The sequence below is a fragment of the Chenggangzhangella methanolivorans genome (assembly GCF_019797865.1).
Lineage (GTDB): Bacteria > Pseudomonadota > Alphaproteobacteria > Rhizobiales > Methylopilaceae > Methylopila > Methylopila methanolivorans.
The window spans coordinates 336,326-363,060 of record NZ_CP081869.1; the positions used below are offsets into that span (position 1 = coordinate 336,326).

The 26,735-nt window shown below is 69.3% G+C and carries 28 protein-coding genes and 1 pseudogene; 20 read left to right on the forward strand and 9 right to left on the reverse strand.

The window, feature by feature from the left end; all coding sequences use genetic code 11:
• Positions 1-26 precede the first annotated feature (26 nt).
• The 13 genes and pseudogenes from K6K41_RS01740 (at position 27) to K6K41_RS01800 (ending at position 12,058) form a co-directional block, all read left to right on the forward strand.
• Positions 27-896 carry a polyprenyl synthetase family protein gene (locus tag K6K41_RS01740; RefSeq protein WP_261403670.1) on the forward strand — a complete coding sequence of 290 codons (870 nt, stop codon included), beginning with the start codon at positions 27-29 and terminating at the stop codon, positions 894-896.
• The gene (locus K6K41_RS01745) at positions 893-2,068 is read left to right on the forward strand and encodes a methyltransferase (RefSeq protein ID WP_261403671.1); all 1,176 of its coding nucleotides are present in this window, start codon (positions 893-895) and stop codon (positions 2,066-2,068) included. Before K6K41_RS01740 ends, K6K41_RS01745 begins: the two co-directional genes overlap by 4 nt.
• Before the next feature lie 78 nt (positions 2,069-2,146).
• On the forward strand, positions 2,147-3,088 hold the full coding sequence (gene bchC, locus K6K41_RS01750) for a chlorophyll synthesis pathway protein BchC (RefSeq protein WP_261403672.1): 942 nt from the start codon (positions 2,147-2,149) through the stop codon (positions 3,086-3,088).
• The gene (locus K6K41_RS01755) at positions 3,085-4,056 is read left to right on the forward strand and encodes a chlorophyllide a reductase iron protein subunit X (RefSeq protein WP_261403673.1); all 972 of its coding nucleotides are present in this window, start codon (positions 3,085-3,087) and stop codon (positions 4,054-4,056) included. The genes bchC and K6K41_RS01755 overlap by 4 nt, the downstream gene beginning before the upstream one ends.
• A gap of 14 nt (positions 4,057-4,070) precedes the next feature.
• Complete coding sequence (gene bchY / locus K6K41_RS01760) at positions 4,071-5,606, forward strand: chlorophyllide a reductase subunit Y (RefSeq protein ID WP_261403674.1); 1,536 nt, start codon at positions 4,071-4,073, stop codon at positions 5,604-5,606.
• Positions 5,606-7,054 carry a chlorophyllide a reductase subunit Z gene (gene bchZ / locus K6K41_RS01765; protein ID WP_261403675.1) on the forward strand — a complete coding sequence of 483 codons (1,449 nt, stop codon included), beginning with the start codon at positions 5,606-5,608 and terminating at the stop codon, positions 7,052-7,054. The genes bchY and bchZ overlap by 1 nt, the downstream gene beginning before the upstream one ends.
• Positions 7,051-7,269, forward strand: coding sequence for a hypothetical protein (locus K6K41_RS01770; protein WP_261403676.1), 219 nt, complete (start codon positions 7,051-7,053; stop codon positions 7,267-7,269). Before bchZ ends, K6K41_RS01770 begins: the two co-directional genes overlap by 4 nt.
• A gap of 152 nt (positions 7,270-7,421) precedes the next feature.
• Positions 7,422-7,655, forward strand: coding sequence for a light-harvesting antenna LH1, beta subunit (gene pufB, locus K6K41_RS01775; protein ID WP_261403677.1), 234 nt, complete (start codon positions 7,422-7,424; stop codon positions 7,653-7,655).
• 10 nt (positions 7,656-7,665) lie between these two features.
• On the forward strand, positions 7,666-7,854 hold the full coding sequence (gene pufA, locus K6K41_RS01780; protein ID WP_261403678.1) for a light-harvesting antenna LH1, alpha subunit: 189 nt from the start codon (positions 7,666-7,668) through the stop codon (positions 7,852-7,854).
• Between the two features lie 121 nt (positions 7,855-7,975).
• A complete protein-coding gene (gene pufL, locus K6K41_RS01785; RefSeq protein WP_261403679.1) occupies positions 7,976-8,815 on the forward strand; it encodes a photosynthetic reaction center subunit L in 840 nt (279 codons plus the stop codon).
• Between the two features lie 10 nt (positions 8,816-8,825).
• Positions 8,826-9,737, forward strand: a pseudogene (pufM, locus tag K6K41_RS01790) (photosynthetic reaction center subunit M); the annotation flags it as partial.
• A 156-nt stretch (positions 9,738-9,893) separates the two neighbouring features.
• On the forward strand, positions 9,894-10,202 hold the full coding sequence (locus tag K6K41_RS01795) for a c-type cytochrome (protein ID WP_261405890.1): 309 nt from the start codon (positions 9,894-9,896) through the stop codon (positions 10,200-10,202).
• A gap of 926 nt (positions 10,203-11,128) precedes the next feature.
• The gene (locus K6K41_RS01800) at positions 11,129-12,058 is read left to right on the forward strand and encodes a DUF6882 domain-containing protein (protein WP_261403680.1); all 930 of its coding nucleotides are present in this window, start codon (positions 11,129-11,131) and stop codon (positions 12,056-12,058) included.
• A 17-nt stretch (positions 12,059-12,075) separates the two neighbouring features.
• Here K6K41_RS01800 and K6K41_RS01805 read toward each other — a convergent pair whose 3' ends face one another.
• From K6K41_RS01805 to K6K41_RS01840, 8 genes are all read right to left on the reverse strand, one after another.
• Positions 12,076-12,582: a PPC domain-containing DNA-binding protein gene (locus K6K41_RS01805; protein WP_261403681.1), complete on the reverse strand. Its 507-nt coding sequence runs from the start codon at positions 12,580-12,582 to the stop codon at positions 12,076-12,078.
• A gap of 281 nt (positions 12,583-12,863) precedes the next feature.
• Positions 12,864-14,195: an LLM class flavin-dependent oxidoreductase gene (locus tag K6K41_RS01810; RefSeq protein WP_261403682.1), complete on the reverse strand. Its 1,332-nt coding sequence runs from the start codon at positions 14,193-14,195 to the stop codon at positions 12,864-12,866.
• Between the two features lie 11 nt (positions 14,196-14,206).
• Positions 14,207-15,892 (reverse strand): nickel ABC transporter ATP-binding protein NikE, encoded by a 1,686-nt coding sequence (gene nikE, locus K6K41_RS01815; protein WP_261403683.1) that lies wholly within the window; start codon positions 15,890-15,892, stop codon positions 14,207-14,209.
• Positions 15,889-16,770 (reverse strand): ABC transporter permease, encoded by an 882-nt coding sequence (locus K6K41_RS01820; RefSeq protein WP_261403684.1) that lies wholly within the window; start codon positions 16,768-16,770, stop codon positions 15,889-15,891. The genes nikE and K6K41_RS01820 overlap by 4 nt, the downstream gene beginning before the upstream one ends.
• Positions 16,767-17,699 (reverse strand): ABC transporter permease, encoded by a 933-nt coding sequence (locus K6K41_RS01825; protein WP_261403685.1) that lies wholly within the window; start codon positions 17,697-17,699, stop codon positions 16,767-16,769. Before K6K41_RS01825 ends, K6K41_RS01820 begins: the two co-directional genes overlap by 4 nt.
• Entirely contained in the window at positions 17,696-19,321 is a 1,626-nt protein-coding gene (locus K6K41_RS01830; RefSeq protein WP_261403686.1) for an ABC transporter substrate-binding protein, read from the reverse strand. Before K6K41_RS01830 ends, K6K41_RS01825 begins: the two co-directional genes overlap by 4 nt.
• A 62-nt stretch (positions 19,322-19,383) precedes the next feature.
• A complete protein-coding gene (locus tag K6K41_RS01835; RefSeq protein ID WP_261403687.1) occupies positions 19,384-20,598 on the reverse strand; it encodes an acyl-CoA dehydrogenase family protein in 1,215 nt (404 codons plus the stop codon).
• A complete protein-coding gene (locus K6K41_RS01840) occupies positions 20,595-20,954 on the reverse strand; it encodes a hypothetical protein (RefSeq protein ID WP_261403688.1) in 360 nt (119 codons plus the stop codon). The genes K6K41_RS01835 and K6K41_RS01840 overlap by 4 nt, the downstream gene beginning before the upstream one ends.
• 163 nt (positions 20,955-21,117) lie before the next feature.
• On the opposite strand from K6K41_RS01840, the gene ssuD reads away from it, so the two are divergent.
• The 4 genes from ssuD to K6K41_RS29920 all read left to right on the forward strand — a co-directional run bounded on the left by ssuD (position 21,118) and on the right by K6K41_RS29920 (position 24,219).
• On the forward strand, positions 21,118-22,248 hold the full coding sequence (gene ssuD, locus K6K41_RS01845) for an FMNH2-dependent alkanesulfonate monooxygenase (protein ID WP_261403689.1): 1,131 nt from the start codon (positions 21,118-21,120) through the stop codon (positions 22,246-22,248).
• Positions 22,249-22,493: 245 nt separating this feature from the next.
• The gene (locus K6K41_RS01850; RefSeq protein WP_346433464.1) at positions 22,494-22,886 is read left to right on the forward strand and encodes a carboxymuconolactone decarboxylase family protein; all 393 of its coding nucleotides are present in this window, start codon (positions 22,494-22,496) and stop codon (positions 22,884-22,886) included.
• Positions 22,883-23,911 carry an acyl-CoA dehydrogenase family protein gene (locus K6K41_RS01855; protein ID WP_261403690.1) on the forward strand — a complete coding sequence of 343 codons (1,029 nt, stop codon included), beginning with the start codon at positions 22,883-22,885 and terminating at the stop codon, positions 23,909-23,911. Before K6K41_RS01850 ends, K6K41_RS01855 begins: the two co-directional genes overlap by 4 nt.
• A 188-nt stretch (positions 23,912-24,099) precedes the next feature.
• A complete protein-coding gene (locus K6K41_RS29920) occupies positions 24,100-24,219 on the forward strand; it encodes a hypothetical protein (RefSeq protein WP_346433438.1) in 120 nt (39 codons plus the stop codon).
• Between the two features lie 298 nt (positions 24,220-24,517).
• On the opposite strand, the gene K6K41_RS01865 is transcribed toward K6K41_RS29920, so the two are convergent.
• Entirely contained in the window at positions 24,518-24,670 is a 153-nt protein-coding gene (locus tag K6K41_RS01865) for a hypothetical protein (RefSeq protein ID WP_261405903.1), read from the reverse strand.
• 56 nt (positions 24,671-24,726) lie between these two features.
• Here K6K41_RS01865 and K6K41_RS01870 point away from each other — a divergent pair, with 56 nt between their 5' ends.
• Genes K6K41_RS01870 through K6K41_RS01880 form a run of 3 tightly spaced genes read left to right on the forward strand, consistent with a single transcriptional unit; the run spans position 24,727 to position 26,734 of the window.
• Positions 24,727-25,209 (forward strand): ABC transporter substrate-binding protein, encoded by a 483-nt coding sequence (locus K6K41_RS01870; RefSeq protein ID WP_261403692.1) that lies wholly within the window; start codon positions 24,727-24,729, stop codon positions 25,207-25,209.
• The gene (locus K6K41_RS01875; protein ID WP_261403693.1) at positions 25,170-25,919 is read left to right on the forward strand and encodes an ABC transporter substrate-binding protein; all 750 of its coding nucleotides are present in this window, start codon (positions 25,170-25,172) and stop codon (positions 25,917-25,919) included. The genes K6K41_RS01870 and K6K41_RS01875 overlap by 40 nt, the downstream gene beginning before the upstream one ends.
• Positions 25,916-26,734: an ABC transporter permease gene (locus K6K41_RS01880; protein ID WP_261403694.1), complete on the forward strand. Its 819-nt coding sequence runs from the start codon at positions 25,916-25,918 to the stop codon at positions 26,732-26,734. Before K6K41_RS01875 ends, K6K41_RS01880 begins: the two co-directional genes overlap by 4 nt.
• The last annotated feature ends 1 nt before the right edge of the window (position 26,735 follow it).

Here is a 26,735-nt window from a genome sequence, read left to right on the forward strand (position 1 = left end):
ACTAGACGCGCGCACCGGGAGGATCCATGGACCTGACGCCGCGCATCGAACGGACGCTCGAACAGGCGCTGCGCGCCGCAGCCGGCGCCGACTGCCCGCCACGACTGGCGGACGCGCTCCACTATGCGGTGTTCCCCGGCGGGGCGCGGATACGCCCGCGGCTGGCGCTCGCTGTGGCGAAAGCCTGCGGGGACGACGATCCCGCGGCTGCCGACGCCGCGGCGGCCGCCATCGAGTTCCTGCACTGCGCAAGCCTCGTGCATGACGACCTGCCCTGCTTCGACGACGCGGACCTTCGGCGCGGCAAGCCTTCCGCCCACCGGGCGTTCGGCGAGCCGCTCGCGGTGCTCGCCGGCGACGCGCTGATCGTGCTCGCCTTCGAGACGATCGCAGCCGCGCCCATGCGGCGGCCCGAGCGCATCGGAGCGCTGGTCGGCGTCGTCGGACGCGCGGTCGGGGCGCAGGGCGGCATCACGGCAGGTCAAGCCTGGGAATGTGAAAGCGCAGTGGATCTCGCCGCCTATCACCTCGCCAAGACCGGCTCGCTCTTCGCCGCCGCGACGGTCGCGGGCGCAGCGGCGGCGGGCGCGGCCCATGAGCCGTGGCGGGCGCTCGGCGAGACCATCGGCGAGGCCTTCCAGGTCGCCGACGACATTTCCGACCATGTCGGCAGCGAGGCCCAACTCGGCAAACCCGCCGGCCGCGACAAGGCGCTGGGGCGGCCGAGCGCGGTGCTCGAACTCGGGCTCGAGGCCGCGGTGGGGCGGCTCAAGTCGCTCGTCGCCCGCGCGGCGGCGCTCGTGCCGCCCTGCCCCGGCGAAGCGGACTTTCGGGCGCTGATCCTGCATGAAACGAGGCGCTTCATGCCTTCGGGCATGAAGACCGTCGCCGCATGACCGCGGTGGACAACGAGGGGCATGAACCACCGGTCATGCCCGGCGAGCGCATCGGCGCGGCGTGGCGAAAGCTACGCCGCGAGAAGCTCGCCGATCGCGAGTTTCGAAGGAGCGCGGCCCAGAACCCGCTGACGCGGCCGATCGCGACGGCGAGCGCAAGGCGGCTGTTCGATTACACCGCGGGCTTCGTCTATTCGCAGATCCTGAAAGCCGTGGTGGAGCTCGACCTGCTGGCGCTTCTCGCCGACGGGCCGCGCAAGGCGGAAGACCTTTCGGGGCCGCTCCGCATGTCGCCGGAGGCCGTCAAAAAACTGCTCGACGCCGCGGCGGCGCTCGATCTCGTCGAGCGGCTGGAGAACGGTTCCTACGAGATCGCAGCGCTCGGCTCCGCGCTCCAGGGCGAGACCGGCGTGCGCGCCATGATCGCGCATCACGACATGCTCTACGCCGACCTCGCAGACCCCGTAAAACTCCTGCGCGGAGAGGCTGGCGAGACGCGGCTCTCACGCTTCTGGCCCTATGCGGGCGGAGGCGAGGTCGGCGAGGAGGGAGCGGCCCCCTACTCTGAATTGATGGCCGCCTCCCAGACCTTCGTGGCCGACGACGTGCTCGACGTGTTCTCGTTCGGGGACCGCAACTCGCTGATCGATCTCGCAGGCGGCGACGGCGCCTTCGTCGAGACGGTCGCGCGGCGCTGGGAGCACCTCGCCATCGCGATGGCCGACCTCCCGCCGGTTGCGGAACGCGCTCGGCAGCGCCTCGCGGCGGCGGGTCTCGGCGACCGCATCGCCGTCCATGGCCTCGATCTCTTCGCCGATCGGCCGCCGGGCGAGGCCGATGTCGTCTCCTTCGTGCGCGTGCTGCACGATCATGACGACGAGCGCGTCGTCGCGCTGCTGAAGCTCGCTCATGACGCGCTGACGCCCGGCGGCGAGGTCATGGTCGCCGAGCCGATCGCCGACATGCCGGGCGCCGCCCGCGTCGGCCACGCCTATTTCGGATTCTACCTTCTGGCCATGGGCTCGGGGCGCCCGCGCACCTCCGCGGAGATCGCGGAGCTGATGGAGCGAGCCGGATTCTGGAGCGTGCGCACCCGCTTCACCCGCGGGGCGCTGCCGCTCGCCGTCATCACCGCCCGCCGAAGCTCCGAAGGGCCGATGTGGCGAATTTAGGCGTAAAGCTAACTTGACGTAGATTGACGTCTCGTTAAGTTGACATATCGCATCCGCAGCTCCACGGGAGTTCTCCCAATGAGCCTCGCCGCAACCGCAGTGGTACTGGACGAGCCCGGGCGCATCAGCGTCCGCGGTCTCGCGCTGACCGCGCCGCGCGCGGGCGACGTGGTGGTCGAGACCGCGTTCAGCGGCGTCTCCACCGGCACCGAGCGGCTGCTCTGGAACGGCTCGATGCCGCCCTTCCCTGGAATGGGCTACCCGCTGGTGCCGGGCTACGAGGCGGTGGGCGAGATCGTCGAGGCCGGCCCCGAGTCGGGCCGCCGCGTCGGCGAGACGGTGTTCGTTCCCGGCGCGAAGTGTTTCGGCGAGATCCGCGGCTTGTTCGGCGCGGCGGCGGGCGCGCTTGTGACGCCGGGCGCGCGCGTCGCGCCAGTCGAGCCGGCGCTTGGAGAGAGCGCCGCGTTGCTTGCGCTCGCCGCCACCGCGCACCACGCCTTCGCCGGCCATGCGCAGCCCGAACTCATCGTCGGGCACGGCGTGCTCGGCCGCCTCGTCGCCCGCATCGCGGTGGCGCTCGGAGCCGAGCCGCCGATCGTCTGGGAGAAGCTTCCCGCCCGCCGGCCCGGCGCTGACGGTTATCTGGTTATCGATCCCGAGAACGATCCCCGTCGCGACTATCGCGTGATCTGCGACGCATCCGGCGACTCTTTGCTCACTGACGCGCTCATCCAGCGGCTTGCGCCCGGCGGCGAGATCGTCCTGGCGGGTTTCTACGAGACCCGCGTCTCCTTCGCGTTTCCGCCGGCCTTCATGCGCGAGGCGCGCCTGCGCGTCGCCGCCGAATGGAAGCCGGCCGACCTCGCCGCCGTCACGGCGCTTACGGCCTCGGGCCGCCTGTCGCTCGAAAACCTCGTGACCCACCGCGCCCCGGCGCGGGAGGCGGCCGACGCCTACCGGACCGCTTTCGAGGATCCGTCCTGCCTGAAGATGATCATCGACTGGAAGGGAACGGCATGAGCACCGCCGAAGCGCGCCTCGCCGCACTTGTGGCCCAAGCGACCGAAGAAAAGCCCGCCGCCAAGGCCACCCAGATCATCGCGATCTATGGCAAGGGCGGCATCGGCAAGTCGTTCACGCTCGCCAATCTCAGCTACTCCATGGCCCAGCAAGGCAAGAAGGTCCTGCTGATCGGCTGCGACCCGAAGAGCGACACCACATCGCTCCTCTTCGGCGGCCGCGCCTGCCCGACGATCATCGAGACCTCGACGAAGAAGAAGCTCGCGGGCGAAGAGGTCGCGATCGGCGACGTCTGCTTCAAGCGCGACGGCGTCTACGCCATGGAGCTCGGCGGGCCGGAGGTCGGCCGCGGCTGCGGCGGGCGCGGCATCATCCACGGCTTCGAGCTTCTCGAAAAGCTCGGCTTCCACGAATGGGGCTTCGACTTCGTGCTGCTCGACTTCCTCGGCGACGTCGTGTGCGGCGGCTTCGGCCTGCCGATCGCCCGGGACATGTGCCAGAAGGTCATCGTGGTCGGCTCGAACGACCTGCAGTCGCTCTACGTCGCCAACAATGTCTGCTCGGCGGTGGATTACTTCCGCCGGCTTGGCGGCAATGTCGGCGTCGCCGGCATCGTCGTGAACAAGGACGACGGCACCGGCGAGGCCGCGGCCTTCGCGGAAGCGGCCGGCATCCCGATCCTTGCCTCGATCCCCGCCGACGACGACATCCGTCGCAAGAGCGCCTCCTACGAGATCATCGGAGGGCCGGGCTCGCGCTGGGCGCCGCTGTTTGAAGGCCTCGCGCAGAACGTCGCCGACGCTCCGCCCATGCGCCCGACCCCGCTCACCCAGGACGGCCTGCTGAACCTGTTCGCCGGCGACGCCGTGGGGCGGAACGTCGTGCTCCAGCCCGCGACTTTCGAGGACATGTGCGGCCGGGTCGACTTCCGGAAGCCGTCCCTCGAAGTCGTCTACGACGCGGTCTGAGGGAGCGCCGCGCCATGGACATCGCTCCCGACGCCATCGAATCCGACGCCCCGCGCAGGGAGGACGGCTCCGCGCCGGCCCTCGGCTGCCATGCGGGCAAGGACGAGATGCTGTCGGCGGCGAAAAAGGCCGGCCAGAGCGAGATCCTCGACCGCTACGCCGCCGACTACCCCGTCGGCCCCCACGACCAGCCGCAGTCGATGTGCCCCGCCTTCGGGTCGCTCCGCGTCGGCCTGCGCATGCGCCGCACCGCCACGATCCTTTCGGGCAGCGCCTGCTGCGTCTACGGCCTGACCTTCACGTCGCATTTCTATGGGGCCAAGCGCACCGTCGGCTATGTGCCGTTCAACTCGGAGACGCTCGTCACCGGCAAGCTCTACGAGGACATCCGCGAGGCGGTGTTCAAGCTCGCCGACCCCGCGCTCTACGACGCCATCGTGGTGACGAACCTCTGCGTGCCCACCGCCTCGGGCGTGCCGCTCAGACTGCTGCCGAAGGAGATCGACGGCGTCCGCATCATCGGCATCGACGTGCCGGGCTTCGGCGTGCCGACGCATGCGGAAGCCAAGGACGTTCTGGCCGGCGCGATGCTGGCCTACGCCCGGACCGAGGTCGAGCAAGGCCCGGTGCAGGCCCCCAAGGGCGGGCGCTCCGAAAAACCGACCGTCACGCTGCTCGGCGAGATGTTCCCCGCCGACCCCGTCGGCATCGGGCGGATGCTGGAGCCCATGGGGCTCGCGGCCGGTCCGGTGGTCCCGACCCGCGAATGGCGCGAGCTCTACGCCGCGCTCGACGGCGCGGTCGTGGCCGCCATCCACCCCTTCTACAAGTCCTCGATGCGCGAGTTCGAGGCGGCGGGCCGCCCGATCGTCGGCTCGGGGCCCGTGGGCTACGAGGGCACGGCCGCCTGGCTCGAGGCCATCGGCAAGGCCGTTAACGTCCCCGCGGAGAAGATCGAAGCCGCAAAGCAGGCCGTGCTGCCCGCCATCAAGGGCGCGCTCGCCGCAAAGCCGATTAAGGGCCGCATCTCGCTCTCGGGCTATGAGGGCTCGGAGCTGTTGGTCGGGCGTCTTCTGGTCGAGAGCGGCGCGGACCTTCGCTATGTGGGCTCCGCCTGCCCCAAGACGCCGCAGGCCGAGGCCGACCGAGACTGGCTGGAGGCGCATGGCGTCAAGGTCCGCTTCCGCGCCTCGCTCGAGCACGACCTCGCGGCCATGGCGGAATACGAGCCCGACCTCGTCATCGGCACCACGCCAGTGGTGCAGAAGGCCAAGGCCGCCGGGACCCCGGCGCTCTACTTCACGAACCTCATCTCCGCCCGGCCGCTGTTCGGCCCGGCGGGCGCGGGTTCCCTCGCGCAGGTGATCAACGGCGCGATCGCCGGCAAGTCGCGCATGGACGCCATGAAGGCGTTCTTCGAGGGCGTCGGCGAAGGCCATGCGGCGGGCGTCTGGGAAGACACGCCCCAGAAGCGCGACGACTACAAGGAGACCTATCGCAAGCATCTGATCAAGCAGTCCGCCGCCGCCAAGGCCGAGGAGATGATCTGATGCTTGTGCTCGATCACGACCGCGCCGGCGGATACTGGGGGTCGGTCTACGTCTTCACGGCCATCAAGGGCCTGCAGGTGATCATCGACGGCCCCGTCGGCTGCGAGAACCTGCCCGTCACCTCGGTGCTGCACTACACCGACGCGCTCCCCCCGCATGAGCTGCCGATCGTGGTCACGGGGCTCGGCGAGGAGGAGCTTGGCCGCCACGGCACCGAAGGCGCGATGAAGCGCGCCCGCGCCGTGCTCGACCCGGAGCTGCCCGCGGTCGTCGTCACCGGCTCGATCGCCGAGATGATCGGCGGCGGGGTGACGCCGCAGGGCTCCAACATCAAGCGCTTCCTGCCGCGCACCATCGACGAGGACCAGTGGCAGTCGGCGAACCGCGCCATGGCGTGGCTCTGGTCGGAGTTCGGCCCGAAGCGGGTTCCGGCGCAGCGCCCCCGGAAGGACGGCGAGAAGCCGAAGGTCAACATCATCGGCCCGGCCTACGGGACCTTCAACATGCCCTCCGACCTCGCGGAGGTGCGGCGGCTGATCGAGGGGATCGGGGCCGAGGTCGCGATGACGTTCCCGCTCGGCAGTCACCTCGCCGACGTGACGAAGCTCGCGCAGGCCGATGTCAATGTCTGCATGTATCGCGAGTTCGGGCGCCTGCTCTGCGAGACGCTGGAGCGGCCGTATCTCCAGGCGCCCATCGGGCTCGAATCCACCACGCTGTTCCTGCGCGAGCTCGGGCGGCTGACGGGGCTCGATCCGGAGCCCTTCATCGAGCGCGAGAAGCACACGACCATCAAGCCGCTGTGGGACCTTTGGCGCTCGGTCACGCAGGACTTCTTCGCCACCGCCTCCTTCGCGATTGTGGCGAACGAGACCTACGTGCGTGGCGTAAAGAAATTTCTCGAAGACGACATGGGCTTGCCATGCGCCTTTGCGGTCCCGCGCGTGCCCGGAAAGAAGACCGACAACGACCTCGTCCGCACGATGGTCAGGGACAAGGCGCCGCTCGTCCTCTTCGGCTCGTTCAACGAACGGATGTACGCGGCCGAAGCCGGCGGGCGCTCCCGCTACATCGCGGCCTCGTTCCCGGGCGCGATCATCCGGCGGCACACCGGCACGCCCTTCATGGGCTATTCGGGCGCGACCTACCTCGTGCAGGAGGTCTGCAACGCGCTGTTCGACGCGCTGTTCCAGATCCTGCCGCTCGCCCAGGACCTCGACCGCGTCGAGGCGACGCCGAGCCGGGCCCACGCCGAGCTCGCCTGGGAGCCGCAAGCGCAGGACGCGCTCGACGCGCTTCTCGAGGCCCAACCGATCCTCATCCGCATCTCGGCCGCGCGTCGCCTTCGCGACGCCGCCGAGCGCAGCGCGCGCCAGCGGGGCTCGGCTTCCGTCGGCGCAGACGACATCGGGCGCGCAAGCGCCGCGACGCTGGAGGCTGTTCGATGACCGACATCGCCCACGCGCCTGACCTCGGCAAGGAGCGCGACCGCAAGGCGGCGCTTTGGGAGTTCCGCGCGCTCGTCATCGCGACCTACCCGCTGTTCCTCGCCGCCGAGATCGCGCGCCGCGCGACGGGCGGGCGAAGCGCGGGCGGCCGCTCGGTGTTCTCGGAGGCCCACGCGACCGCGGCGGCGACGCTCGCCTGCGCGTTCATGGGCTGACGTTTTCCGGACCCCGCCAGGGTCCGGGCTCAAGAGTTTCCGGGCCGCCATGTTTCCCGCATGGCGGCCCGGGAAGACCGACCGGGGGTCCAAGCCCGGCCGGGGACGTCCCCGCCGCGCGGGTGGCCGCGGTAATCCCTGTGGAGATGACGATGGCTGACATCGACAGACGGGGCTCGCTCTCGGGACTGACCGAGAACGAGGCCAAGGAATTCCACAGCGTGTTCATCTCGAGCTTCATCGGCTTCACGATCGTGGCCGTGATCGCTCACATCCTCGTCTGGATGTGGCGGCCATGGATCCCCGGGCCGAACGGCTACGCGATGAACGACGTGCTCGACGGCGTGCACACGGCGCTTGCGCCGCTGACGCAGCTGATCGGTTGAGGAGGCGCCCATGTGGAAGCTGTGGCTCCTGTTCGACCCGCGAAGAGCGCTGGTGGCTCTGTTCACCTTCCTCTTCGTGCTCGCGCTCGTAATCCACTTCATCCTGTTGTCGACGAGCCGGTTCAACTGGCTGGAGCCCCACGGACCTGCGGCCAAGCCCGCGGCCTCCATCGGGACCAATGTCGGCCCCATAGGCTGAAGTCCAAGAACCGCCGGCGGCGGGACGGCCCGGCCTCAAGCCACGCCTCCCCGCCGTCGGCGATCCATCCCTCAAGGCATGAACGCGCAACAAGACGGCGACCGCCGAGGAGGAGCGTCCCATGGCGATGCTCAGTTTCGAGAGAAAATACCGCGTCCGCGGCGGCACCCTGATCGGCGGCGACCTGTTCGACTTCTGGGTCGGGCCGTTCTTCGTCGGCTTTTTCGGCGTCGCGACGATCATCTTCGCCGGCGTCGGAATCTCGATGATCCTCTACGGCGCGGCGCTCGGGCCGACCTGGAACCCGTTCCTGATCTCGATCAATCCGCCGGACCTCAAATACGGCCTCGGCTTCGCGCCGATGAAGGAGGGCGGCATCTGGCAGGTCGTGACGATCTGCGCGATCGGCGCCTTCGGCTCATGGCTGCTGCGCGAGGTGGAGATCTGCCGCAAGCTCGGCATCGGCTACCACGTGCCGTTCGCCTTCAGCTTCGCGATCCTGGCCTATGTCACGCTGGTGGTGTTCCGCCCGATCCTGATGGGATCGTGGAGCTACGGCTTCCCGTACGGGATCTTCACCCACCTCGATTGGGTGTCGAACACGGGCTACGCGTATCTCCAGTTCCACTACAATCCGGCGCATATGATCGCCATCACGTTCTTCTTCACGACCGCGCTCGCGCTCGCGATGCACGGCGGCGCGATCCTGTCGAGCTCCAACCCGGGTCCCGGCAAGGAGATCAAGACCGCCGAACACGAGAACACCTACTTCCGCGACACCATCGGCTATTCGATCGGGCCGCTCGGCATCCATCGTCTTGGGCTGTTCCTTGCGCTTTCGGCCGTCTTCTTCAGCGCCGTCTGCATGATCATCTCGGGACCTTACTGGCCTGAGGGCAAGAGCTGGGCCGACTGGTGGCTGTGGTGGAAGGACATCTACATCTGGCGCAAGCCCGTGTGAGGAGGGGACGATGGCTCAATACCAAAACATCTTCACGCGCGTTCAGGTCCGCGGGCCGCTCTATGCGGGCGTGCCCATGGACCGGCCCGGCCCGTTCGAACGCCAGACGCCGCTTCGGTTCAACTACTGGATCGGCCGGTTCGGCGACGCGCAGATCGGCCCGATCTATCTCGGGTGGCTCGGCCTGGCCTCGCTCATGTGCGGGTTCCTGGCGATCGAGATCATCGGGCTCAACATGCTGGCCTCGGTCAACTGGAGCCCGCAGGCCTTCATCCGCGAGTTCTTCTGGCTGAGCCTCGCGCCGCCGCCGCCCGAGATGGGCTTCAAGATCATCCCGCCGCTGAAAGAAGGCGGCTGGTGGGTGATGGCGGGCTTCTTCCTCACCTCGGCGATCCTGCTCTGGTGGGCGCGCATGTATCGCCGGGCGCGGGCTCTCGGCCTCGGCACGCATGTGGCCTGGGCCTTCGCCAGCGCGATCTTCCTCTACCTCGTGCTCGGCTTCATCCGGCCGTTCGCCATGGGGTCATGGTCGGAGGCGCCGCCCTTCGGCATCTTCCCGCATCTCGACTGGACCCAGAACTTTTCGCTGCGCTACGGCAACCTGTTCTACAACCCGTTCCACGCGCTCTCGATCGCGTTCCTCTACGGCTCGGCGCTGCTGTTCGCGATGCACGCCGGCACGATCCTCGCCGTCTCCCGCTACGGCGGCGACCGCGAGATCGAGCAGATCGTCGATCGCGGCACCGCGACCGAGCGCGCGGCCCTGTTCTGGCGCTGGACCATGGGCTTCAACGCCACGATGGAGTCGATCCATCGCTGGGCGTGGTGGTTCGCGGTGCTGGTGACGCTGACCGGCGGCATCGGGATCCTGCTCACCGGCACGGTCGTGGACAACTGGCAGGAATGGGCGGGGCGCCACGGCTACGGCACCCAGATCATCACGCAGGCCGCGGTCGCCTCACCCGCGCAGGCCGCACCCGGATCGACCGCTCCCGGCTCCGGCAGCGGCGCGGCGGGACAGCAGCCCGGCGCTCCGGGACAGGGCGGCGCACAGCCCGCGGCGGCTGGCGGCCAGGACATGGCGGCGGGCGAAAAGGTCTTCGCCAAGTGCAAGACCTGCCATGAGATCGGCCCGAACGCGAAGGCGAAGATCGGTCCGCCGCTCACTGGCGTCGTCGGCCGCCCCGTGGCGAGCGTTCCGGGCTTCGCCTACAGCGAGACGCTCAAAAAGAAGGCCGGCGAGATCGGCAACTGGGACAAGGAAAAGCTGCAGCAGTGGCTGACTGATCCCGCAAAGTACGCCGGCGGAACCGTCAAGATGATGTTCAAGCTCGCCAAGCCGGAAGAGCGGCAGGCGGTCGTGGACTATCTGGAAACGCAGAAATAGCATCCCACATCGCGTCGGATGGAAGGGACGAATTCCTGGAACGCTCTCCGACGCATGCGATGCGTCCAGTGTTTCAGAAGCCGCCCCCGACATCCGACGCGAGCGCCCTTCCCGAGCGACGTGTGCGGCCCTACGGGGCCGACCTCGAACGGAGGCGTCTCTTTCGTCGTCGTCACCGTCCAGATCCACTTCGACGGAAGGAACTCGCGGACGCGTAGGCGTCCTCCATGAACTGGAAGTAGATCATTCTCTATCGCGAATCTTGGCGAGGATGGAGAAGGGCGATGTGAAGACATGGCCGAGCTCCACCGAGCGACAGGTGAGCTTTCCGAAGATGGCGACGGTCTCGCCCGAGGCGATCTGGTCGGTGATCGAAAAATCCTCGACGCGCCAATAGCTCGCGACCCGTCAGCGCCGGTCGCCCCGGACGAGCCGAGCCTGGGCCGGCTGTTTCTCGCGCTTTTCGTCTCGCCAATCGCGCCCATCCTGCTGTTCGCCCTCTATCGGCGAGGCGACGCGGAAGGCTCGCCCCGGGTTCGTCGACGGTCTCTTCGCCGGCATCCTCGGCGCTGTCCCCGTGGTCTTGGCGCTGGGCATCCCGATGGTGTCGCTGCTTCGAGGCCGCATTCGGCCGACGCTGACAAATGGCGTGCTTGCAGGCGCGGCCATCGCGTCCGCACCCTGGTGGATCGCCGCCGCTCTCAGCGGCCCCGGCTATCTTTCGACCGTAACAGGCCTCGCGCTGCCGGCCACGGCGCTGGGGGGGGCTTGGCGGGGCGATCTTCTATGCCGTCGGGGCGCACCGTTTCTCCGCCGATCGCAAAACCCGCTCTCGCAGGCCCACGTCAGTCGCGTAACCACACGCTAATGCGACCGGCTGGGCGACCGCTCTCGCCCCTCTTCCAACTGCCATGGAGCTTACCGCGATGGCGTCCTTCCTGAAGCGACTGTTCGGCAAGGAGCCCGGCGCGCCGATCGATGCGCCGCCTGTGCTCGATCACGCCTCGACGCTGGAGCGCGCCCGCAACGAACTCGCGCTGAAGACGGGGTTCGCCAACCAGTTGTTCCAGCTCGGCGACCGCGCCTGGGCGGTCGATCTCGAGAAGGGCGAAATCGTCTTCACCTCCGACGACGGCATGAAGGCGACCGCGCCGGTTCAGGTGATCGGCACGCTCGACCGCGAGAAGCAGACCTGGATGTGGGGCTGGGATCATCCGTCGGTTCCGGCCCCTTGCGCAATCGACGCCGGGCTCGCGCGCGATTTCGGCGAGAAGCGCGGGCTCGCCCAGTTCACCACCCGCGTCATTCCCTGCGATGAGCAGACCGCCTGGGACTTCGCGGCGCTCGCTATGCATCTGTCAGGCGGCGAAGGCGCCTATCGCGGGCCTGCCGGCCCAACGCTGGTCTACATGACCTTCGGGACCGTCACGCTGTCAGCCGATCAGCCGCGCCCGCTGCGTCAGGAAAAGGATTTTTCGGCCGGCCTCGAGCCCGTCGACGCGCCGGACGTGATCGCGCATGTCCATCGCTATTGCGAAGAGATCCACGCGATCGAGCGCGCCCACAACGCGCTTCCGGAGGAGCTGCAGCCTGATCGCTTCAAGGCCGCGATCGACGCCCAGCAGCCGGTCTATGAGCGCTACTGGCGGCGCGACGACGACTACTGGCGCCCGTGCTCCATCGCCTCGCACTCGGAGATGGATCTTTCCGCCACGACGAACTGGCGGACGTTTTCCCGCGGGCCAGGGCGCTACCGCGTGACCTATACCTACGCCCGTGCCGGGCTCGAAAGTCCGCGCGCCTATGACGTCGACCGGTTCGACGACGGGCTGAGGATCATCGACAGCCTGTTTTGACTTGGCTGCGGCCTCGATCAGCGGAGCTGGAGGACGTTCGCGCCGATCTCGGGATCGACCTCCCGCTCGAGACGCTCCGAATGGACCGTGACGGTGATCTCGGCCGAGCCGGTTCCGACAGTGAGCGCCAGCGCGTGCCCGCCATAAGTCGCGAAGGTCGCGTCGGAGACGGCGGCGTGCGCGTGGATCGACGGCTTGCCAGATTGCCAGGCGATGCTGCCGGTCAGGCTCGCCATCTCGACCTTCGAGAAGGTCCGCGGATCGAACGCCTTCTTCTCGAAGTCGTAGAACCCGAAGGTCGCGGTCTCCAGAAAGCCGATGCCCGTCAGGCTGGCCCCGCCAAACTTTTCCCGCTCGGCGAGTTTCGTCACTTCGGCGAAGACGTCGTCGCCGCGCCGGAGCACCATCAGGAAGCCGGTCGGAGTCTTGACGTAGCGTCGCCGGTCGTCGTCGGCCGCGACCGCAGCGCCAAACGCGCCCAGGCACGTAGCCAGGAGCACCGCCGCTCCGAAAAGGCGCTTCATTCGTCTGCTTCACCGCGCTGTCAGAGCCGCGATCCCGCCGGCTGCCGCTCCAACCCGAGACCTATGCCGATTGCGCACGCCGGCGAGGCCCGCGCACGACTTCTTGAGCTAGACGGGTCTGAAGCTCCGCTGCGGCAGCAAGGCGTCGAACGGGACTGAGTTTGCCGAGGGCGACAGGTTCCGGCCGGCCTGCGCCACAAGCGGAACTTGGCTGCGCTCCGAGAGCCCGACCCTCGCAGCTAAGACGCCTTCGGTCTCTGGTTGGACGCGCGGAAAAAGAGCTAGCTTGCGATTCGACGCGCGCCATTGCGGTTTACGGGCATCGCCAGGCCAAGATGGTCGCGCAAGGTCGAGCCTTCATAGGCGTGGCGGAAGATCCCGCGCTTGCGCAGGATCGGCACGACCTCGTCCACGAAGATCTCGAGGCCGTCAGGCAGGACGTCGGGCATGAGGTTGAACCCGTCGGCGGCTCCCGCGTGGAACCAAGCCTCGATGTCGTCGGCGACCTCGACGGGTGAGCCCACGATGACCCGGTGCCCGGTGCCGCCGCCGAGCTTTCGCAACAGCTGGCGCACCGTCAGCCCGTCGCGGCGGGCGGTGTCGTACATGGCGCGGAAGAAGGTCTGCGAGCCGTCGACCGGTAGCTCGATCGCGTCCGGCAGCGGGCGGTCGAGATCGAGGTTTGCGGGGTCGACCTTGAAGATGCCCGCGACCCGCACGAGGCTGTAATCGCCCGGAATGAGCGACCAGAGCCGGTCCTCGCGCCGCCGCGCCTCTTCGTCGGTCGAGCCGATCACCGTGGCAAGGCCAGGCAGCGTCACGATGGCCTCCGGGCGTCGGCCGTAGCGGGCAGCGCGCCGGCGGATGTCGGCCGAGAAACTGACGCCCTCCTCGATCGTGAGAGCCACCGAGAAGATCGCCTCGGCGTGCCGGGCGGCAAGCTCGCGGCCGTCCTCGGATCCGCCCGCCTGCACCACGACGGGATGGCCCTGTGGCGAGCGCGGCAGGTTCAGCGGGCCCTTCACCGAGAAGTGCCGGCCCGAATGCTGGATAGAATGGACCTTCGAAAGGTCGAGGAACTGGCCCGAGGCCTTGTCGCCGACGAGCGCGTCGTCCTCCCAGCTGTCCCAGAGCGCGGTGACCACCTCGGTGAACTCCGCCGCGCGTTCATAGCGCGTGGCGTGCGCCGTGACGTTGTCGAAGCCGAAATTGCGCGAGGCCGCGGCGTCCGCGGTGGTGACGACGTTCCACCCCGAGCGGCCGCCCGAGACGAGGTCGAGCGTCGCGAAGCGCCGGGCGATGTTGTAGGGCTCGTTGTAGGTCGTCGAGGCGGTCGCGATGAGCCCGATATTCTCGGTCGCGGCCGCGACCGCGGTGAGCAGGAGCGTCGGCTCGAGCGCGTGGAACGGCCGGTATTCCGGCCGGTCGCTGAGGGCGGGCACGTCCGCCAGGAACACCGCGTCGAAGGTCCCGCGCTCGGCGATCCGGGCGGTCTTCACATAGTGCGCGGCCGTCAGGAAAGCGTCGGGCTCGCTGGCCGCGGCGCGCCAGGCCGAGCCGTAGAAGCCGGCGTTCAACATGTTGACGTTGAGGTGCAGCTGGCGCTCGGCCATGCCGGTCTCCTTCACGGGTGGGCTGGGGCGCGGTCTTCGGCGTGGAGCGGCGGCGGAATCGAGCCGATGAGGGCGCGCGTGTAGTCGTGGATCGGCGCGTCGAACACCGCGTCGGTCTCGCCCTGCTCGACGATCCGGCCGTCCTTCAGGATCAGGATCCGGTCCGCGACGTGCCGTACGAGCGCGAGATCGTGGCTGATGAACAAGAGCGCCGTGCCGAGCCGGGATTGGAGCTCCGCGATCAGGTCGACCACCTGCGCCTGGATGCGGACGTCGAGCGCCGAGACCGGCTCGTCGCAAATGATCAGCGCAGGCTCGGCCGCAAGCGCCCGGGCGATCGCGACGCGCTGCCGCTGGCCGCCCGAAAGGGTCGCGGGCCGCCGGTTTTTGTAAGCGTGGTCAAGCCCGACCTGTTCGAGCAGCGCCGCGGTCCGGTCGCGCCTGGCCTGACTGGACAGTCCTGAAAGGTTCTCGCCGATGATGTCTGCGACGCGGTAGCGCGGGTCGAAGCTGCTCAGCGGATCCTGCGGGATGTATTGCAGCTTCGGCCGCAAGGCGCGCCGCTCCCGTTCGGCGACGACCGACCATTGGCGGCCGAGCAGCCGGACGTTCCCGGCGTCCGGCTCCAGGAGACCGAGTGCGATCTTGGCGAGCGTCGACTTGCCGGAGCCCGACTCCCCCACCAGTCCCACCACCTCGCCGGCGCGGATGGTGAGCGACACGTCGTCGAGCGCCGTGAAGGCCTTTGCGGCGTTGCCGGCCGCATAGCGCTTGGTGAGGCCGCTCGCCTCGAGGACCGGCGCCTCGCCGATCGGCGCGCGGGCGGGCAGCGGGTCGCGCAGGATCCGGATCGCGCCCGCAGCGTCAGGCGCGATCCGGGCCGACGACAGCCGCGCCCCGCGCGAGCCTTTCGACGGCGACGCCGCGATCAGCTCGCGCGTGTAGCCATGGCGCGGGCGCGCCAGCACCTCGGCGGTTGGGCCGCTGTCCACCACGCGCCCGCGCCGCATGACGTGGACGCGATCGGCGACGCCCGCCACGACGGAAAGGTCGTGGCTTATGAGCAGGAGCCCCGCGCCTGCCGCCACGAGGTCGCGAAGCACGGCGACCACCTGGGTCTGGATCGCGGCGTCGAGCGCCGTGGTCGGTTCGTCGGCGATGACGAGCCTAGGACCGCCGGCGATCGCGGCCGCGATCAAAGCGCGCTGCCGCAGCCCGCCCGACAGCTGGTGGGCGTATTGGCGGGCGCGGCGGTCCGGGTCCGGGACGCCGACGCGGGACAGCGCCTCCCGCACGAGCCCGTCACCGGCGTCGCGCGGCGCCAGCAAGCGGTGATGGCGCGCCGCCTCGACGACCTCCCGGCCGATCGTGCGCAGCGGATCGAGCGAGGTCAGCGCGTCCTGCATCACGAGGCCTGCGAAGCGTCCGCGGATCGCCCGCCAACGCCGCTCGTCGAAGCCGAGCGCGTCCTCGCCGGCGATCCGGAAGCGCCGCGCGGTCATCTGGGCGTCGGCGCCCGCGAGCCCCAGGAGACTGCGCGCCGTGACGCTCTTGCCGGAGCCTGACTCGCCGACAAGCGCCACGCACTCGCCCGCCCGCACCACGAGATCGACGTTCTGCACGGCCGGCGTTCCGGGGTCCGCGCCGAAGGCGACCGTCAGGTCTTCGATCTCGACCAGCGTCTCCCGCGCGCTCACGACGTTCGCCCCTCGAAGCGGCGCTGCAGCGCGTTGCCGAGCACGGTGAAGGAGATCACCGTCAGCGTGATGGCGGCGCCTGGAAACACGCTCGGCCACCAGGCGACGCGCAGCACGTCGCGGCTTTCGGCGAGCATGACGCCCCATTCGGGCGTCGGCGGCTGGGGCCCGAGCCCAAGGAAGCTCAGCCCCGAGACCGCGAGGATCGTGGTCCCGACATAGACCGTCCCGACCACCGGAATTGCGGTGAGGACGTTCGGCAGCAGATGGGCCGCGAAGGTCGCGAGGCGCGAGCGGCCGTAGATCACGGCGTGGGTCACGTAGTCGGCGTCGCGCACGAGCTGGGTCTGGGCGCGGACGACGCGGCCGAACTTGGGGATTCCGGCGACGCCAACCGCGACCGCGATGTTTTCCATGCCGGCGCCGAGGAAAGTGACGACCAGCATTGCGAGCAGCACGCCGGGAAACGACGAGATCACGTCGAACAGCCGGCAGATCGCCTCGTCGAGGAGCCGGCTGCGCAGGCCCGCCAGAAGCCCGAGCGCCACGCCGAACACGACGCTGATCGCGGCGCTGCCGAGCCCGATCGCGAGCGAGTACTGCGCGCCGTGGACCACGCGGGCGAAGACGTCGCGGCCGAGCCTGTCGGTGCCGAACAGATGCTCGGCCCCGGGGGCCTTCAGCGCCGCCATCACGTCCTCGGCGAGCGGGTCGGCGCGCGTGAAAAGCTCCGGCGCGATCGCGACCGCGGCCAGGACCGCGATGAAGGCCGCGGCCGCCAACGGGGCCGACTGACGAAGCGCGTGGCCAAGGCCCGCGCGGCGTCTCGCGGGCGCTTCGGCGGCTGCGATCCTTGCGTCGAGAAGCGTGTCGGTCATTGCGCCCTCAGCCGGGGATCGATCGCGAGATAGACGACGTCGAGCAGCGTCGAGGCCGCCACGTGGATGAAGGCCGCGAGAAGCACCACCGCGAGCACCACCGGCACGTCATGCGTGAGCACCGCGTTCAGCGTCACCGCGCCAAGGCCCGGCCGGCCGAAGACCTTTTCGGTGATGACGGCGCCGCCGAGCAGCCCGCCGATCATCCAGCCTCCAAGCGTCACGGCCGGCAGCGCGGCGTGGCGCAGCACATGGCGGACGCGGATCAGCGTCTCGCCGAGGCCGCGGGCGCGCGCGGTGACGATGAACGGCTGCTCGAGCGTCTTCTCCATCGCCTCGCGCAGCACCTGCGCGAGCAGCCCGGCGGTCGGCAGCGCGAGCGCGACGGCCGGCAGCACCAGCGACTTCCAGTTCTGCGCGCCCGACACCGGGAACCAGCGCAGCGTGAAGGAGAACGCCATCAGCAGCAGGATGCCGATCCAGAACACCGGCGCGGAGGCGCAGACGAGCTCGACCGTGGAGGCGACCCCACGGGCGAGCGGCCCGCGGCCCGCCGTCAGCGTCGCGGCGAGGACCGCGAGGACAAGCGCCAGCGCGCCGGCCGCGGCCGCGAGCTGCACGGTCGGCCAGACTTGCGAGCCGACGATCTCGACGACCGGCTGGCGCAGCACGTAGGAGACGCCGAAGTCGCAGGAGGCGATGCGGGCGACGAAGTCGACATATTGCTCGGGCAGGCTCCGATCGAGCCCCCACTCGGCCGCGATCGCCTCGCGCAGGCCGGGATATTCGAGGTCTCCCGCGAGAATGTCCTCGATCTTCCCGGGCAGCGCGTGGAGGGCGACGAACGCCGTCGTGACGCTTCCCCACGCGACCAGGATGCTGGTCGCGAGCCTTGCGGCGACGCGCCGGAGCAGCGGCCTCGCGCTCACCGGCTCGCGAGCCAGACGTCGTGGAGGCTCGAGGGCGAGTCGAGCTGCGCCTCGAACGACAGGCCGCGCACCGTGTCCTTGGCGGCGAGCTGGTAGTTCGCCGAGAACAGCGGGACGATGAAGGCCTCGTCCACCGCGCGTTTCTGCGCGGCGTCGACGAGCTGTTTCTTCTCCTCGACGTCGGTGGCGGCGAGCGCCGCGTTGATGAGGCGAAAGAGCTCCTTGTCGCCCTTGGCGGCGGCGGCGCGGATGAAGCCCTGCTCGCCGATGTTGCTCTGCAGCTCCTGGGCCGCGTCGGCGGGCAGGAACGTGTTTGGATAGATCGTCCAGGTCGCCTTCTCGCGCTGCTGCGCCCACTCGCCCGCCGTGATGATGCGCAGCTTGAGGTCGAAGCCGAGGTTCTTGCGCAGTTGCGCTTGCAGGCCCTGGATCAGCACGTCGCGGTTGTCGCGCACGAAGGGCTGCGGGTAGCCGACCTCGATGGTGAGGCGCTTGCCGTCCTTGATGCGGAAGCCCTCCGCGTCTCGCCCCGTCCAGCCGGCCTCGTCGAGAATGGCGTTGGCCTTCTTCGGGTCGTTGCCCCAGCTGCCTTCGAGAGCCTTGTTGTAGAACGGGTTTTCCGGGCCGATGTTCGACCAGGCGCGGCGCACCGTGCCGAGATAGACGCCCTGCACCAGCCCGGCGATGTCGCCGCCGTCGCGCAAGGCGCGCCGCACCCGGACGTCGTCGGCCGGCGGGATCGTGTAGTTGATGTTGAAGGTGAACGAGGTCTGGGCGCCCGACGGCCCGACGAGGAACTGGAAGCCGGGTTGACCCTTGAACAGAGCGACGTCGATCGGCTGGACGCCTTCGATGACGTCGACCTGATCGGAAGAGAGCGCGCCGGCGCGCACCGAGTATTCCGGCAGGAAGCGGATGGTCGCGGTGTCGAGATAGGCCGGCCCCTGATGCGCCGCATAACCCGGCGCCCAGCGATAGGCCTCGTTGCGCTTGAGCTGCACCGACTGCCCGCGGGTGTAGGACTGGAACACGAACGGACCGGTGCCGGCGAGCGCCGGGCCGCCCGAGCACAGCCGGTCGCCGGACTTCAGCGCCTTGGGTGACAGGATGCCGAGGCGAATGCTCGAAAACGCTTCGAGCAACGCGGAGTCCGGCCGCTTCAGCGTCACCCGCAGCTCAGTGGGCGAGAGGACCTCGGATTTCTCGTAGGCCAGCAGAAGCTGACCGGCGGCGTTGGTGTTCGCCGGCTCCTTGATGAAGTCGAAATTGAACTTGAGCGCTTCGGCGTCGAACTTCTCGCCGTCGTGGAACGTCACGTCGTCGCGCAGCTTGAAGTCGTAGGTCTTGCCGTCCGGCGAAATCGTCCAGGAGGTCGCGAGCCAGGGCAGAAAGCGGCCGTCGGCGTTCTTGGCGACGAGCGAGTCCACGAAGTTGCGGATCACGATGAAGGAGTTCTGCTGCTCGGACCGCTGCGGGTTGAAGCAGGCAGGCTCTGTCGTCACGCCGAATGTCAGCGAGCCGCCAGGCTTCGGCTGTTCGGCGAAGACCGCGCCGGGCGCAGCGAGCGCAAGCGCGAGGAAGGAACCGCCGGCGGCGCGGCGCAGGTGTCTATGGGCGATCATCGATCGGCTCGTCTGAGGGAGGAAGGGCGTGGTCCGCACTTTCGCGCGGCCGAAAGCGCAGATCAGAAGAAGCCCTGCGAGGGCAGCGGCGTCCCATGCAGCGCATATGCGCCGAGCGCGCTCGCCTTGAGGGGGGTGGGGTTGTGAGAGGACAGCGTCCGGGCGTTTCGCCAGTGCCGGTCGAGGCCCGCCGTGCGCTTGGTCGCCGAGGCGCCGCCGACGTCGAACAGGCGCGTGGCGGCGCGCAGCGTGAGTTCGTCGGCGACGAGCTTCGCCCGCGCGGTGGCGGCCGCCGCATTCACCGCCAGCTGTTCGGCCGGAAGGCCCTGCCGGCGCGCCTCGAATACGAGGTCGAGCGCGTCGGCCGCGGCGAGCACGACGGATTCGGCCGCGAATGCCGAGGCGGAGATCTCGCCGATCACCCCGAGCAGAACCGGGTCGTCTGCGGCCCGTTCGGAGCTGGCGTAATAGAAATGTCGCTCCTTGCGGCCGCCGAGCAGCGCCGAGGCGTCGGCCAGCACATTGCGGCAAATGCCCGCCACGACGCCGGTCACGATGAGCTGCGCCAGCGTGTTGGCGTAGGGCACGCCGTAGCCGACCTCTTCGGTATCCGGGATCACTTCGTCGGCCTCGACGCGCACGTCTCGCAGCACCGTGGTGCCGGAGCCGGTCAGTCGTTGGCCCGCGCCGTCCCAGTCGTCGACGAGTTCGACGCCGTCGCGTTCGACGGGGATGATGGCGGAGGCGGGTCGGCCGTCCGGCAGCACCGCGCGGATCAGGACGAAGTCCGCGTAAAGCGCGCCGGTGCTGTAATATTTCCGTCCGTTCAGCAGATAGCCGTCGCCGGCTTGCGTCAGCGTCGTGGCGTAGTCGCTCGCGCCGATCTTGGCGCTTGTGAGTTCGGTGTTTGCGACGCCCACGATCGCGCCGGTGGCGACGAGGCCCGACCAGCGCTCGCGCCCCGGAACGGCATGAGGCAGCGCGAAACGATCGACGAAGGCGTAGTGGTTGCGCAGCGCATGGGCGACGTTCGAGTCCGCCGCCGCAAGCCCGATCACGAAGGACAACAGCCGGCGCAGCGAATAGCCGCGGCCGCCCTCCTCCACGGGCAGACGCAGCGCGCCGACGCGGCGCTCGCGCAGCAGCGCGATGACGTCGGTCGGGTGGACGCGTTCGCGGTCGCGCTCGGCGGCGCGCGCGCCCACCTCGGCGAACAGGCTCTGGAAGTCGTCGTCACGGACGGCCGCGAACGCGGCGGCGGGCGTCGGAGCGTTCACGGCCGCGGCTCCGCCTGGACGGCCGGCGTCTGCGAATAGGCCTCGAGCTTTCGCTCGATCGATTCCGCCAGCAAGGCGAGCGTCTCGATCCTGGCCTCGAGCTGCGGGACGATCCTGGCGCGGATCGTGACGGCGAGCCGCCGTTCGACGTCGGGAGTGATGCGGCGCTGGTCGTTCACCATCGCAAACAGCAGCGGCCGGGAGACCTTGAGTTCAGTGGCGAGCGGCGCATGGAAGCGGGGTCCGAAGATCGCCTGTCCGGCCTGGGCGAGCCGGGTCGCCGCGGCCGATCGCGGCGGCGAGCCCGCGCCCACGGCCAGCGGGTCGAAGCCGATGTCAGTTTCAGAGGGCGGCATGGAAAAGCCTCGCGAGACGTCGCGTCGGTTATTGATCTATCAAAGTGATAGAATGTATGGAAAAAGCGCGTCAAGCGGCTTTGCTGCAGCGCGCCATCGCGATCGGCGGACGCTCCGCGCGATCGGCAAGATCCGCTTGGCATTCCAAAGGACGAGATTTTCGATGACCGCGCCGCTCTCGATGTTCTGGTTCATCCCGACGCAGGGCGACGGGACCTATATCGGTTCCGACATCGGCCATCGGCCGGCGGATTTTCCCTATCTCGAGCAGATCGCGATCGCGGTGGACCGGCTGGGGTTCGAGGGCGTTCTGCTGCCCACCGGCAAGGGGTGCGAAGAGTCTTGGATCGTCGCCACGGCGCTCGCCGCCGCGACGGAACGGTTGAAGTTTCTCGTGGCGCTGCGCCCCGGCGTCACCAGCCCGGCCTTTGCGGCCCGGCAGGCGGCGGCGCTCGACCGCATCAGCCGCGGACGGCTGCTGCTCAACGTCGTCGTGGGCGGCGACGCGGCGGAGCTCGCGGGCGACGGCGTCTTCCTGGATCACGACGCCCGCTACGAACAGGCCGCCGAATTCCTCACGGTCTGGCGGCGCATGCTGTCGGGCGAAAAGGTCGACTTCGAGGGCGAGCACCTGAAGGCGTTCGGGGCGGAGCTCGCTTTCCCGCCGGTGCAGACCCCGCATCCGCCGCTCTGGTTCGGCGGATCGTCCGACGCCGCGATCGAGCTCGCGGCCGACCAGACCGAGGTCTACCTCTCATGGGGCGAGCCGGTCGATCAGGTGGCGGAGAAGATCGAGCGCGTCCGCGCCGCAGCCGCCAGACGGGGCCGAAGGTTGAAGTTCGGCTTGCGGATCCACCTGATCGTCCGAGAGACCGCAGCCGAGGCCTGGAGCGCCGCCAACCGCCTCATCAGCAAGGTATCGGACGACGCGATCGCCGCCACGCAGGCGATGGCCGCGAAGTCCGACTCCGTGGGCCAGGCGCGCATGACCGCGCTGCATGGCGGACGGCGGGACAATTTGGAGATCGCTCCCAACCTCTGGGCGGGCCTTGGCCTCGTGCGCAAGGGCGCGGGCACGGCGCTCGTCGGCGATCCGGAGACGGTGGCGCAGCGACTTCGGGAGTATCAGGCCGTCGGCGTCGATACGATCATCGCTTCCGGCTACCCGCATCTCGAGGAGGCCTTCAAGGTCGCGGAGCTGCTGTTCCCGCATCTCGGCGTGGGCGAGAGGGGCCGTCAGCGCCACGCCACGATCGGCGGCGAGTTCGGCGTCAGGGCTGCGGCGACGTCCTGAGGGCGTCTTGCGCGGGGGCTGTCCCCTGACGCACGATCGCCGCGCTCGCAAGACCAACAAACGAGGCCAATCATGAGCCGCCTGCCGCTTCGCACGCTCGACGACGCGCCCGACGCCGCAAAGCCTTTCCTCGCCAGCGCCGAGAAGGCGAACGGTTTCTGCCCAATCTTTTAAGGGTTCTGGCCAACGCCCCGACGGCGCTTGAGGCTTATCTGACCGTCGGCGGCATCAACGGCCGCGCGTCGCTGACGCTCGCCGAGCGCGAGGTCGTCCAGATCACCGCCGCGGCGACCCATGGCTGCGGCTTCTGCGTCGCCGGCCACACCAAGGTGGCGACCGCCAAAGCCGGACTTCCCGGCGCGCAGGTCGAGGCGCTCCGCGGCGTCCGCACGACGGGCGAGGCCAAACTCGACGCCGTGCAAGCCTTCACCACCGCGGTGATCGCGACCCGCGGCAAGGTGGAGGACGCCGATCTCGCCGCCTTGAAGGCTGCCGGCTACGACGATCAGGCCGCGCTCGAAGTCGTGCTGGGCGTCAGCCTCGCCACGCTCTGCAACTTCGCCAACAATCTCGGGCAACCTCCGCTCAATCCCCAGCTCGAGGACTACCGCTGGGACGGCCTGAAGGCGGCGGAATGAGCCTCGACCCTTCGCTCGAACACTGGCTTGACGACAACGCGTCGGCGCTCGACGCCGGGATCGGCGATCCAGCGACGCTGCTGAAGCGGCTTGCGGACGCCGGCCTCTTCCGGATCGGCGCGCCGGTCGAGCTCGACGGTTCGGGCGGCGACATTTCCGACGCGGTCGAGGCGTTGGCGCAGGTCGCCGAACGCTCGCTGGCGGCCGGCTTCGTGTTCTGGGGCCACCGGACCTACATCGAATATCTGCTGCAGAGCCCGAACGCCGCCCTTCGGGACCGTCATCTCACCCGTCTCTTCGACGGTTCGCTCGCGGGCGCGACCGGCCTCTCCAACGCCATGAAGTTCCTGGCGGGACTTGAAGAGCTGCAGATCGCCGCGGCGCGGTCCGGCGAGGATTTCGTCCTCGACGGCAAGATGCCCTGGGTGACCAACCTCCAGACCGGCAACTATCTGGTGGCGGCGGCCGTCCAGGGCCCGGACGGCGCGCCCTTCGTGGCCTCGATCGCCCATGACGGCGCGGGCGTCGAACGTTCGCCGGACCTCGACCTCATGGCCATGCGCTCGACCGCGACCGCGGCCGTCAGGCTGACCGGCGTTCCCCTGCCGGCGAGCGACGTGATCGCCGCCGACGCCAAGGGCTGGCTCCCCGCCGTGCGGCCCGCTTTCCTCGGGCTGCAATGCGGCATGTCGATCGGCGTCGCGCGCCGCTCGATCGCCGAGGCCGCCGCTGCGGCGGGTTCCGGTCGCCATGTGCTGCGGCCAGAGATCGAAGCTTTGTCGGAGCGGCTCGCAGCGTCCAAGCGGGCGCTTCATGAGGGGCTCCACGAGGGCGTCTTCCGCACGCGGCCGCAGATCTCTTCCGCATCCGCATCGCGCTCTGCGAGGCCGCGACGCAAGCCGTCCAGCTCGAGCTGCAGGCGAGCGGCGGCAAGTGCTACCTCGTCGCCCCCGGCGAAGGCTTCGCGCGGCGCTGGCGCGAGGCGGCGTTCCTGCCGATCATCACGCCGAGCATCGTGCAGCTGAAAAACGCGCTCGCGGGCCAGGTCCATGCGGGACGCGCCGCATGAACGCGCCGGCGCTCGAGGTCAGCGGCTTTCGATCCGCTATCCGGGCGCCGCGCCCGTGATCGCTGATCTCGATCTGGCGGTCGCGCCCGGCGAGATCGTGGCGGGCTCGGCCAGAGCGGCGTCGGCAAGTCGAGCCTTCTTCGGGTGCTCGGCGGGCTCCAGCGCGCAAGCTCCGGCCGCGTGCTCGCGGGCGGCGTCGAGATAGACGCGCCGCAGCCGCGCGTCGCCGTCGCGTTCAGGATCCCGCGCTGCTGCCGTGGCTGACGCTCGAGGGAAACGTCGCGTTCGGGCTCGACTTCAAGCGCCAGCCGAGGCGCGAGGCCGCGGCCCGCAAGGCGCTGATCGACGCCGCGATCGCCGAGGTCGGGCTGGAGGCGGCCCGAAAGTTCGCCCCTCGGCGCTTTCGGGCGGCATGGCGCAGCGCACCGCGCTCGCCCGCTGTCTCGCCCGCGAACCCGACGTGCTGCTGCTCGACGAGCCGTTCGGCGCGCTCGACGAGGTGACGCGCGCCGCCATGCAGGCGCTTCTGCTGAAAGTCGTGGCCCGCCATCGCGCCGCGGCTCTACTCATCACCCACGACGTCGACGAGGCGCTCAACGTCGCGGACCGCATCGTGCTTCTCGGCGGCGCGCCGGCCCGCGCCGTCGGGGTCTGGGACGTCGATCTGCCCCATCCGCGCGAGGACGCCGTGGCCGAGACCGCGCGCGCTCCGCATCGAAATCCTCACCGCCCTTCGTTCGGCCGTGCGCCGACATTGACGGACAAAAACCCATGCCGACCGACGATTTCATTTTCTCTCGCCGCGACGCCGTCCGGCTTGCGGCCCTCTTCACCGCGGCCGGGGCCGCGCCGCTCCTGAAAGCCGCGGAAGCGCGCGCGCAAAGCCCCGACAAGCCGGTGAAGATCGGCTACCTGCCGATCACCGACGCGACGCCGCTCCTCGTTGCGCACGGAAAAGGCTTCTTCGACAAGGAGGGGCTGAAGGCCGAAAAGCCCGTGCTATTCCGCAGCTGGGCCCAGATCGTCGAGGCCTTCGTCTCCGGCCAGGTCAACGTCGTGCATTTGCTCTCGCCCATCACCGTCTGGGCGCGCTTCGGCTCGAAGGCCCCGGCCAAGGTCGTGGCGTGGAACCATACGGGCGGCTCGGGGCTCACCGTCGGAAACGACGTGACGGACGTGAAACAGCTCGGCGGCAAGACCGTCGCGGTGCCGTTTTGGTATTCGATCCCAACGTGGTGCTGCAGGCGCTGCTGAAGGAAAACGGCCTCACGCCCGTCACCAAGAAGGGCGGAGAGCTGAAACCGAACGAGGTGCAGCTCGTCATCATGGCGCCGTCCGACATGGTCCCGGCGCTCGCGGCCAAGCAGATCGCCGGCTACATCGTGGCCGAACCGTTCAACGCCGCAGCCGAGGCGCTCGGCGTCGGCAAGGTGCTGCGGTTCACGGGCGACGTCTGGAAGGACCACGCCTGCTGCGTCGTGTTCATGCAGGAGCGTGACCTCAACGAGCGGCCCGAATGGTCCCAGAAGGTCGTGGACGCCATGGTCAAGGCGCAGCTCTGGACCCGCGACAACCGCGCCGAAACCGCGGCTCTCCTCTCCAAGGACGGCGAAAACAAATACACGCCGCACGCCAAAGCCGTGCTTGAAAAGGTGCTGGCGCCAGCCGAGACCGACGTCGAGGCCTATGTGAAGTCCGGCGCGATCAAGAACGCGGATTGGCGCGAGCGGCGCATCGACTTCCAGCCCTATCCGTTCCCGAGCTACACCGAAGAGCTGGTGAAGCGCCTGAAGGAGACCGCGATCGAGGGCGACAACCGCTTCCTCGCCGAGCTCGATCCGGCGACGGCGGCGCGCGAGCTCGTCGACGACCGCTTCGTGCGCAAGGCGGTCGAGGCGGCAGGCGGGCTCAAGGCCTTCGGTCTCGCCGACAGCTGGACGCGCTCCGAAATCGTGTCGGCGTGAGCGACGCCGCCGCGCAGGCGCCGCGGACCATCGAGGAAAAGTCCGAGCCCCGGGCCCCGCGATCGACGGCGGTTCCAGGCGCCCTGCTCGGCGTGTTTGGCCTCGTCGCGTTGGTCGCGCTCTGGTGGGGCTCGATCGAGCTGTTCTCGGCGCCCGGCTCCTTCGCGCGGCTGTTTGCGCCAGCGGCCGCCTTTTCGAGCCTCCTCGACCTCGCCTCGGGACCGGACCTCTGGACCCATGTGGGGCTGAGCTTGAAGCGGATCGCGGTCGGGCTCGGTCTTGCGGTGCTGATCGGCGTGCCGATCGGGCTTGCGGTCGGGGCCTCGACGACGTTCGAGGCCGCCACCACGCCGGCGTTCCAGCTGCTTCGCATGATCTCGCCGCTGTCCTGGATGCCGATCGCCGTGATGGTTCTCGGCGTCGGCGACAAGCCGATCTATTTCCTGCTCACCTTCGCGGCCGTCTGGCCGATCCTGCTCAACACCGCGGCCGGCGTGCGCGCGCTCGACCGTCGCTGGCTGCTGCTCGCCGAAAGCCTCTCCGCGACCCGGTGGGAGTTGCTGACGCGCGTGATCCTTCCCGGGATCGTGGCGCATGTGCTGACCGGGGTGAGGCTCGCGATCGGCATTCAGTGGATCATGCTGGTGCCCTGCGAGATGCTCGGCGTCTCGGCCGGGCTCGGCTACTTCATCCTCGATACTCGCGACCGGCTCGCTTACTCGGAGCTGGCGGCGGTCGTGATCGTGATCGGCGTGCTTGGCTTCTTGCTCGACGCGCTCGCCCGCAAGGCCCATCGCGCCCAGGGGCGCGGCTGAG

What these genes read in the sequence shown, in the direction of transcription:
- K6K41_RS01740 (WP_261403670.1), top strand. Translation starts at nt 27, where the DNA reads ATGGACCTGACGCCGCGCATCGAACGGACGCTCGAACAGGCGCTGCGC.
- K6K41_RS01745 (WP_261403671.1), top strand. Translation starts at nt 893, where the DNA reads ATGACCGCGGTGGACAACGAGGGGCATGAACCACCGGTCATGCCCGGC.
- bchC (WP_261403672.1), top strand. Translation starts at nt 2,147, where the DNA reads ATGAGCCTCGCCGCAACCGCAGTGGTACTGGACGAGCCCGGGCGCATC.
- K6K41_RS01755 (WP_261403673.1), top strand. Translation starts at nt 3,085, where the DNA reads ATGAGCACCGCCGAAGCGCGCCTCGCCGCACTTGTGGCCCAAGCGACC.
- bchY (WP_261403674.1), top strand. Translation starts at nt 4,071, where the DNA reads ATGGACATCGCTCCCGACGCCATCGAATCCGACGCCCCGCGCAGGGAG.
- bchZ (WP_261403675.1), top strand. Translation starts at nt 5,606, where the DNA reads ATGCTTGTGCTCGATCACGACCGCGCCGGCGGATACTGGGGGTCGGTC.
- K6K41_RS01770 (WP_261403676.1), top strand. Translation starts at nt 7,051, where the DNA reads ATGACCGACATCGCCCACGCGCCTGACCTCGGCAAGGAGCGCGACCGC.
- pufB (WP_261403677.1), top strand. Translation starts at nt 7,422, where the DNA reads ATGGCTGACATCGACAGACGGGGCTCGCTCTCGGGACTGACCGAGAAC.
- pufA (WP_261403678.1), top strand. Translation starts at nt 7,666, where the DNA reads ATGTGGAAGCTGTGGCTCCTGTTCGACCCGCGAAGAGCGCTGGTGGCT.
- pufL (WP_261403679.1), top strand. Translation starts at nt 7,976, where the DNA reads ATGGCGATGCTCAGTTTCGAGAGAAAATACCGCGTCCGCGGCGGCACC.
- K6K41_RS01795 (WP_261405890.1), top strand. Translation starts at nt 9,894, where the DNA reads ATGGCGGCGGGCGAAAAGGTCTTCGCCAAGTGCAAGACCTGCCATGAG.
- K6K41_RS01800 (WP_261403680.1), top strand. Translation starts at nt 11,129, where the DNA reads ATGGCGTCCTTCCTGAAGCGACTGTTCGGCAAGGAGCCCGGCGCGCCG.
- K6K41_RS01805 (WP_261403681.1), bottom strand. Translation starts at nt 12,582, where the DNA reads ATGAAGCGCCTTTTCGGAGCGGCGGTGCTCCTGGCTACGTGCCTGGGC.
- K6K41_RS01810 (WP_261403682.1), bottom strand. Translation starts at nt 14,195, where the DNA reads ATGGCCGAGCGCCAGCTGCACCTCAACGTCAACATGTTGAACGCCGGC.
- K6K41_RS01820 (WP_261403684.1), bottom strand. Translation starts at nt 16,770, where the DNA reads ATGACCGACACGCTTCTCGACGCAAGGATCGCAGCCGCCGAAGCGCCC.
- K6K41_RS01830 (WP_261403686.1), bottom strand. Translation starts at nt 19,321, where the DNA reads ATGATCGCCCATAGACACCTGCGCCGCGCCGCCGGCGGTTCCTTCCTC.
- K6K41_RS01840 (WP_261403688.1), bottom strand. Translation starts at nt 20,954, where the DNA reads ATGCCGCCCTCTGAAACTGACATCGGCTTCGACCCGCTGGCCGTGGGC.
- ssuD (WP_261403689.1), top strand. Translation starts at nt 21,118, where the DNA reads ATGACCGCGCCGCTCTCGATGTTCTGGTTCATCCCGACGCAGGGCGAC.
- K6K41_RS01855 (WP_261403690.1), top strand. Translation starts at nt 22,883, where the DNA reads ATGAGCCTCGACCCTTCGCTCGAACACTGGCTTGACGACAACGCGTCG.
- K6K41_RS01865 (WP_261405903.1), bottom strand. Translation starts at nt 24,670, where the DNA reads ATGCGGAGCGCGCGCGGTCTCGGCCACGGCGTCCTCGCGCGGATGGGG.
- K6K41_RS01870 (WP_261403692.1), top strand. Translation starts at nt 24,727, where the DNA reads ATGCCGACCGACGATTTCATTTTCTCTCGCCGCGACGCCGTCCGGCTT.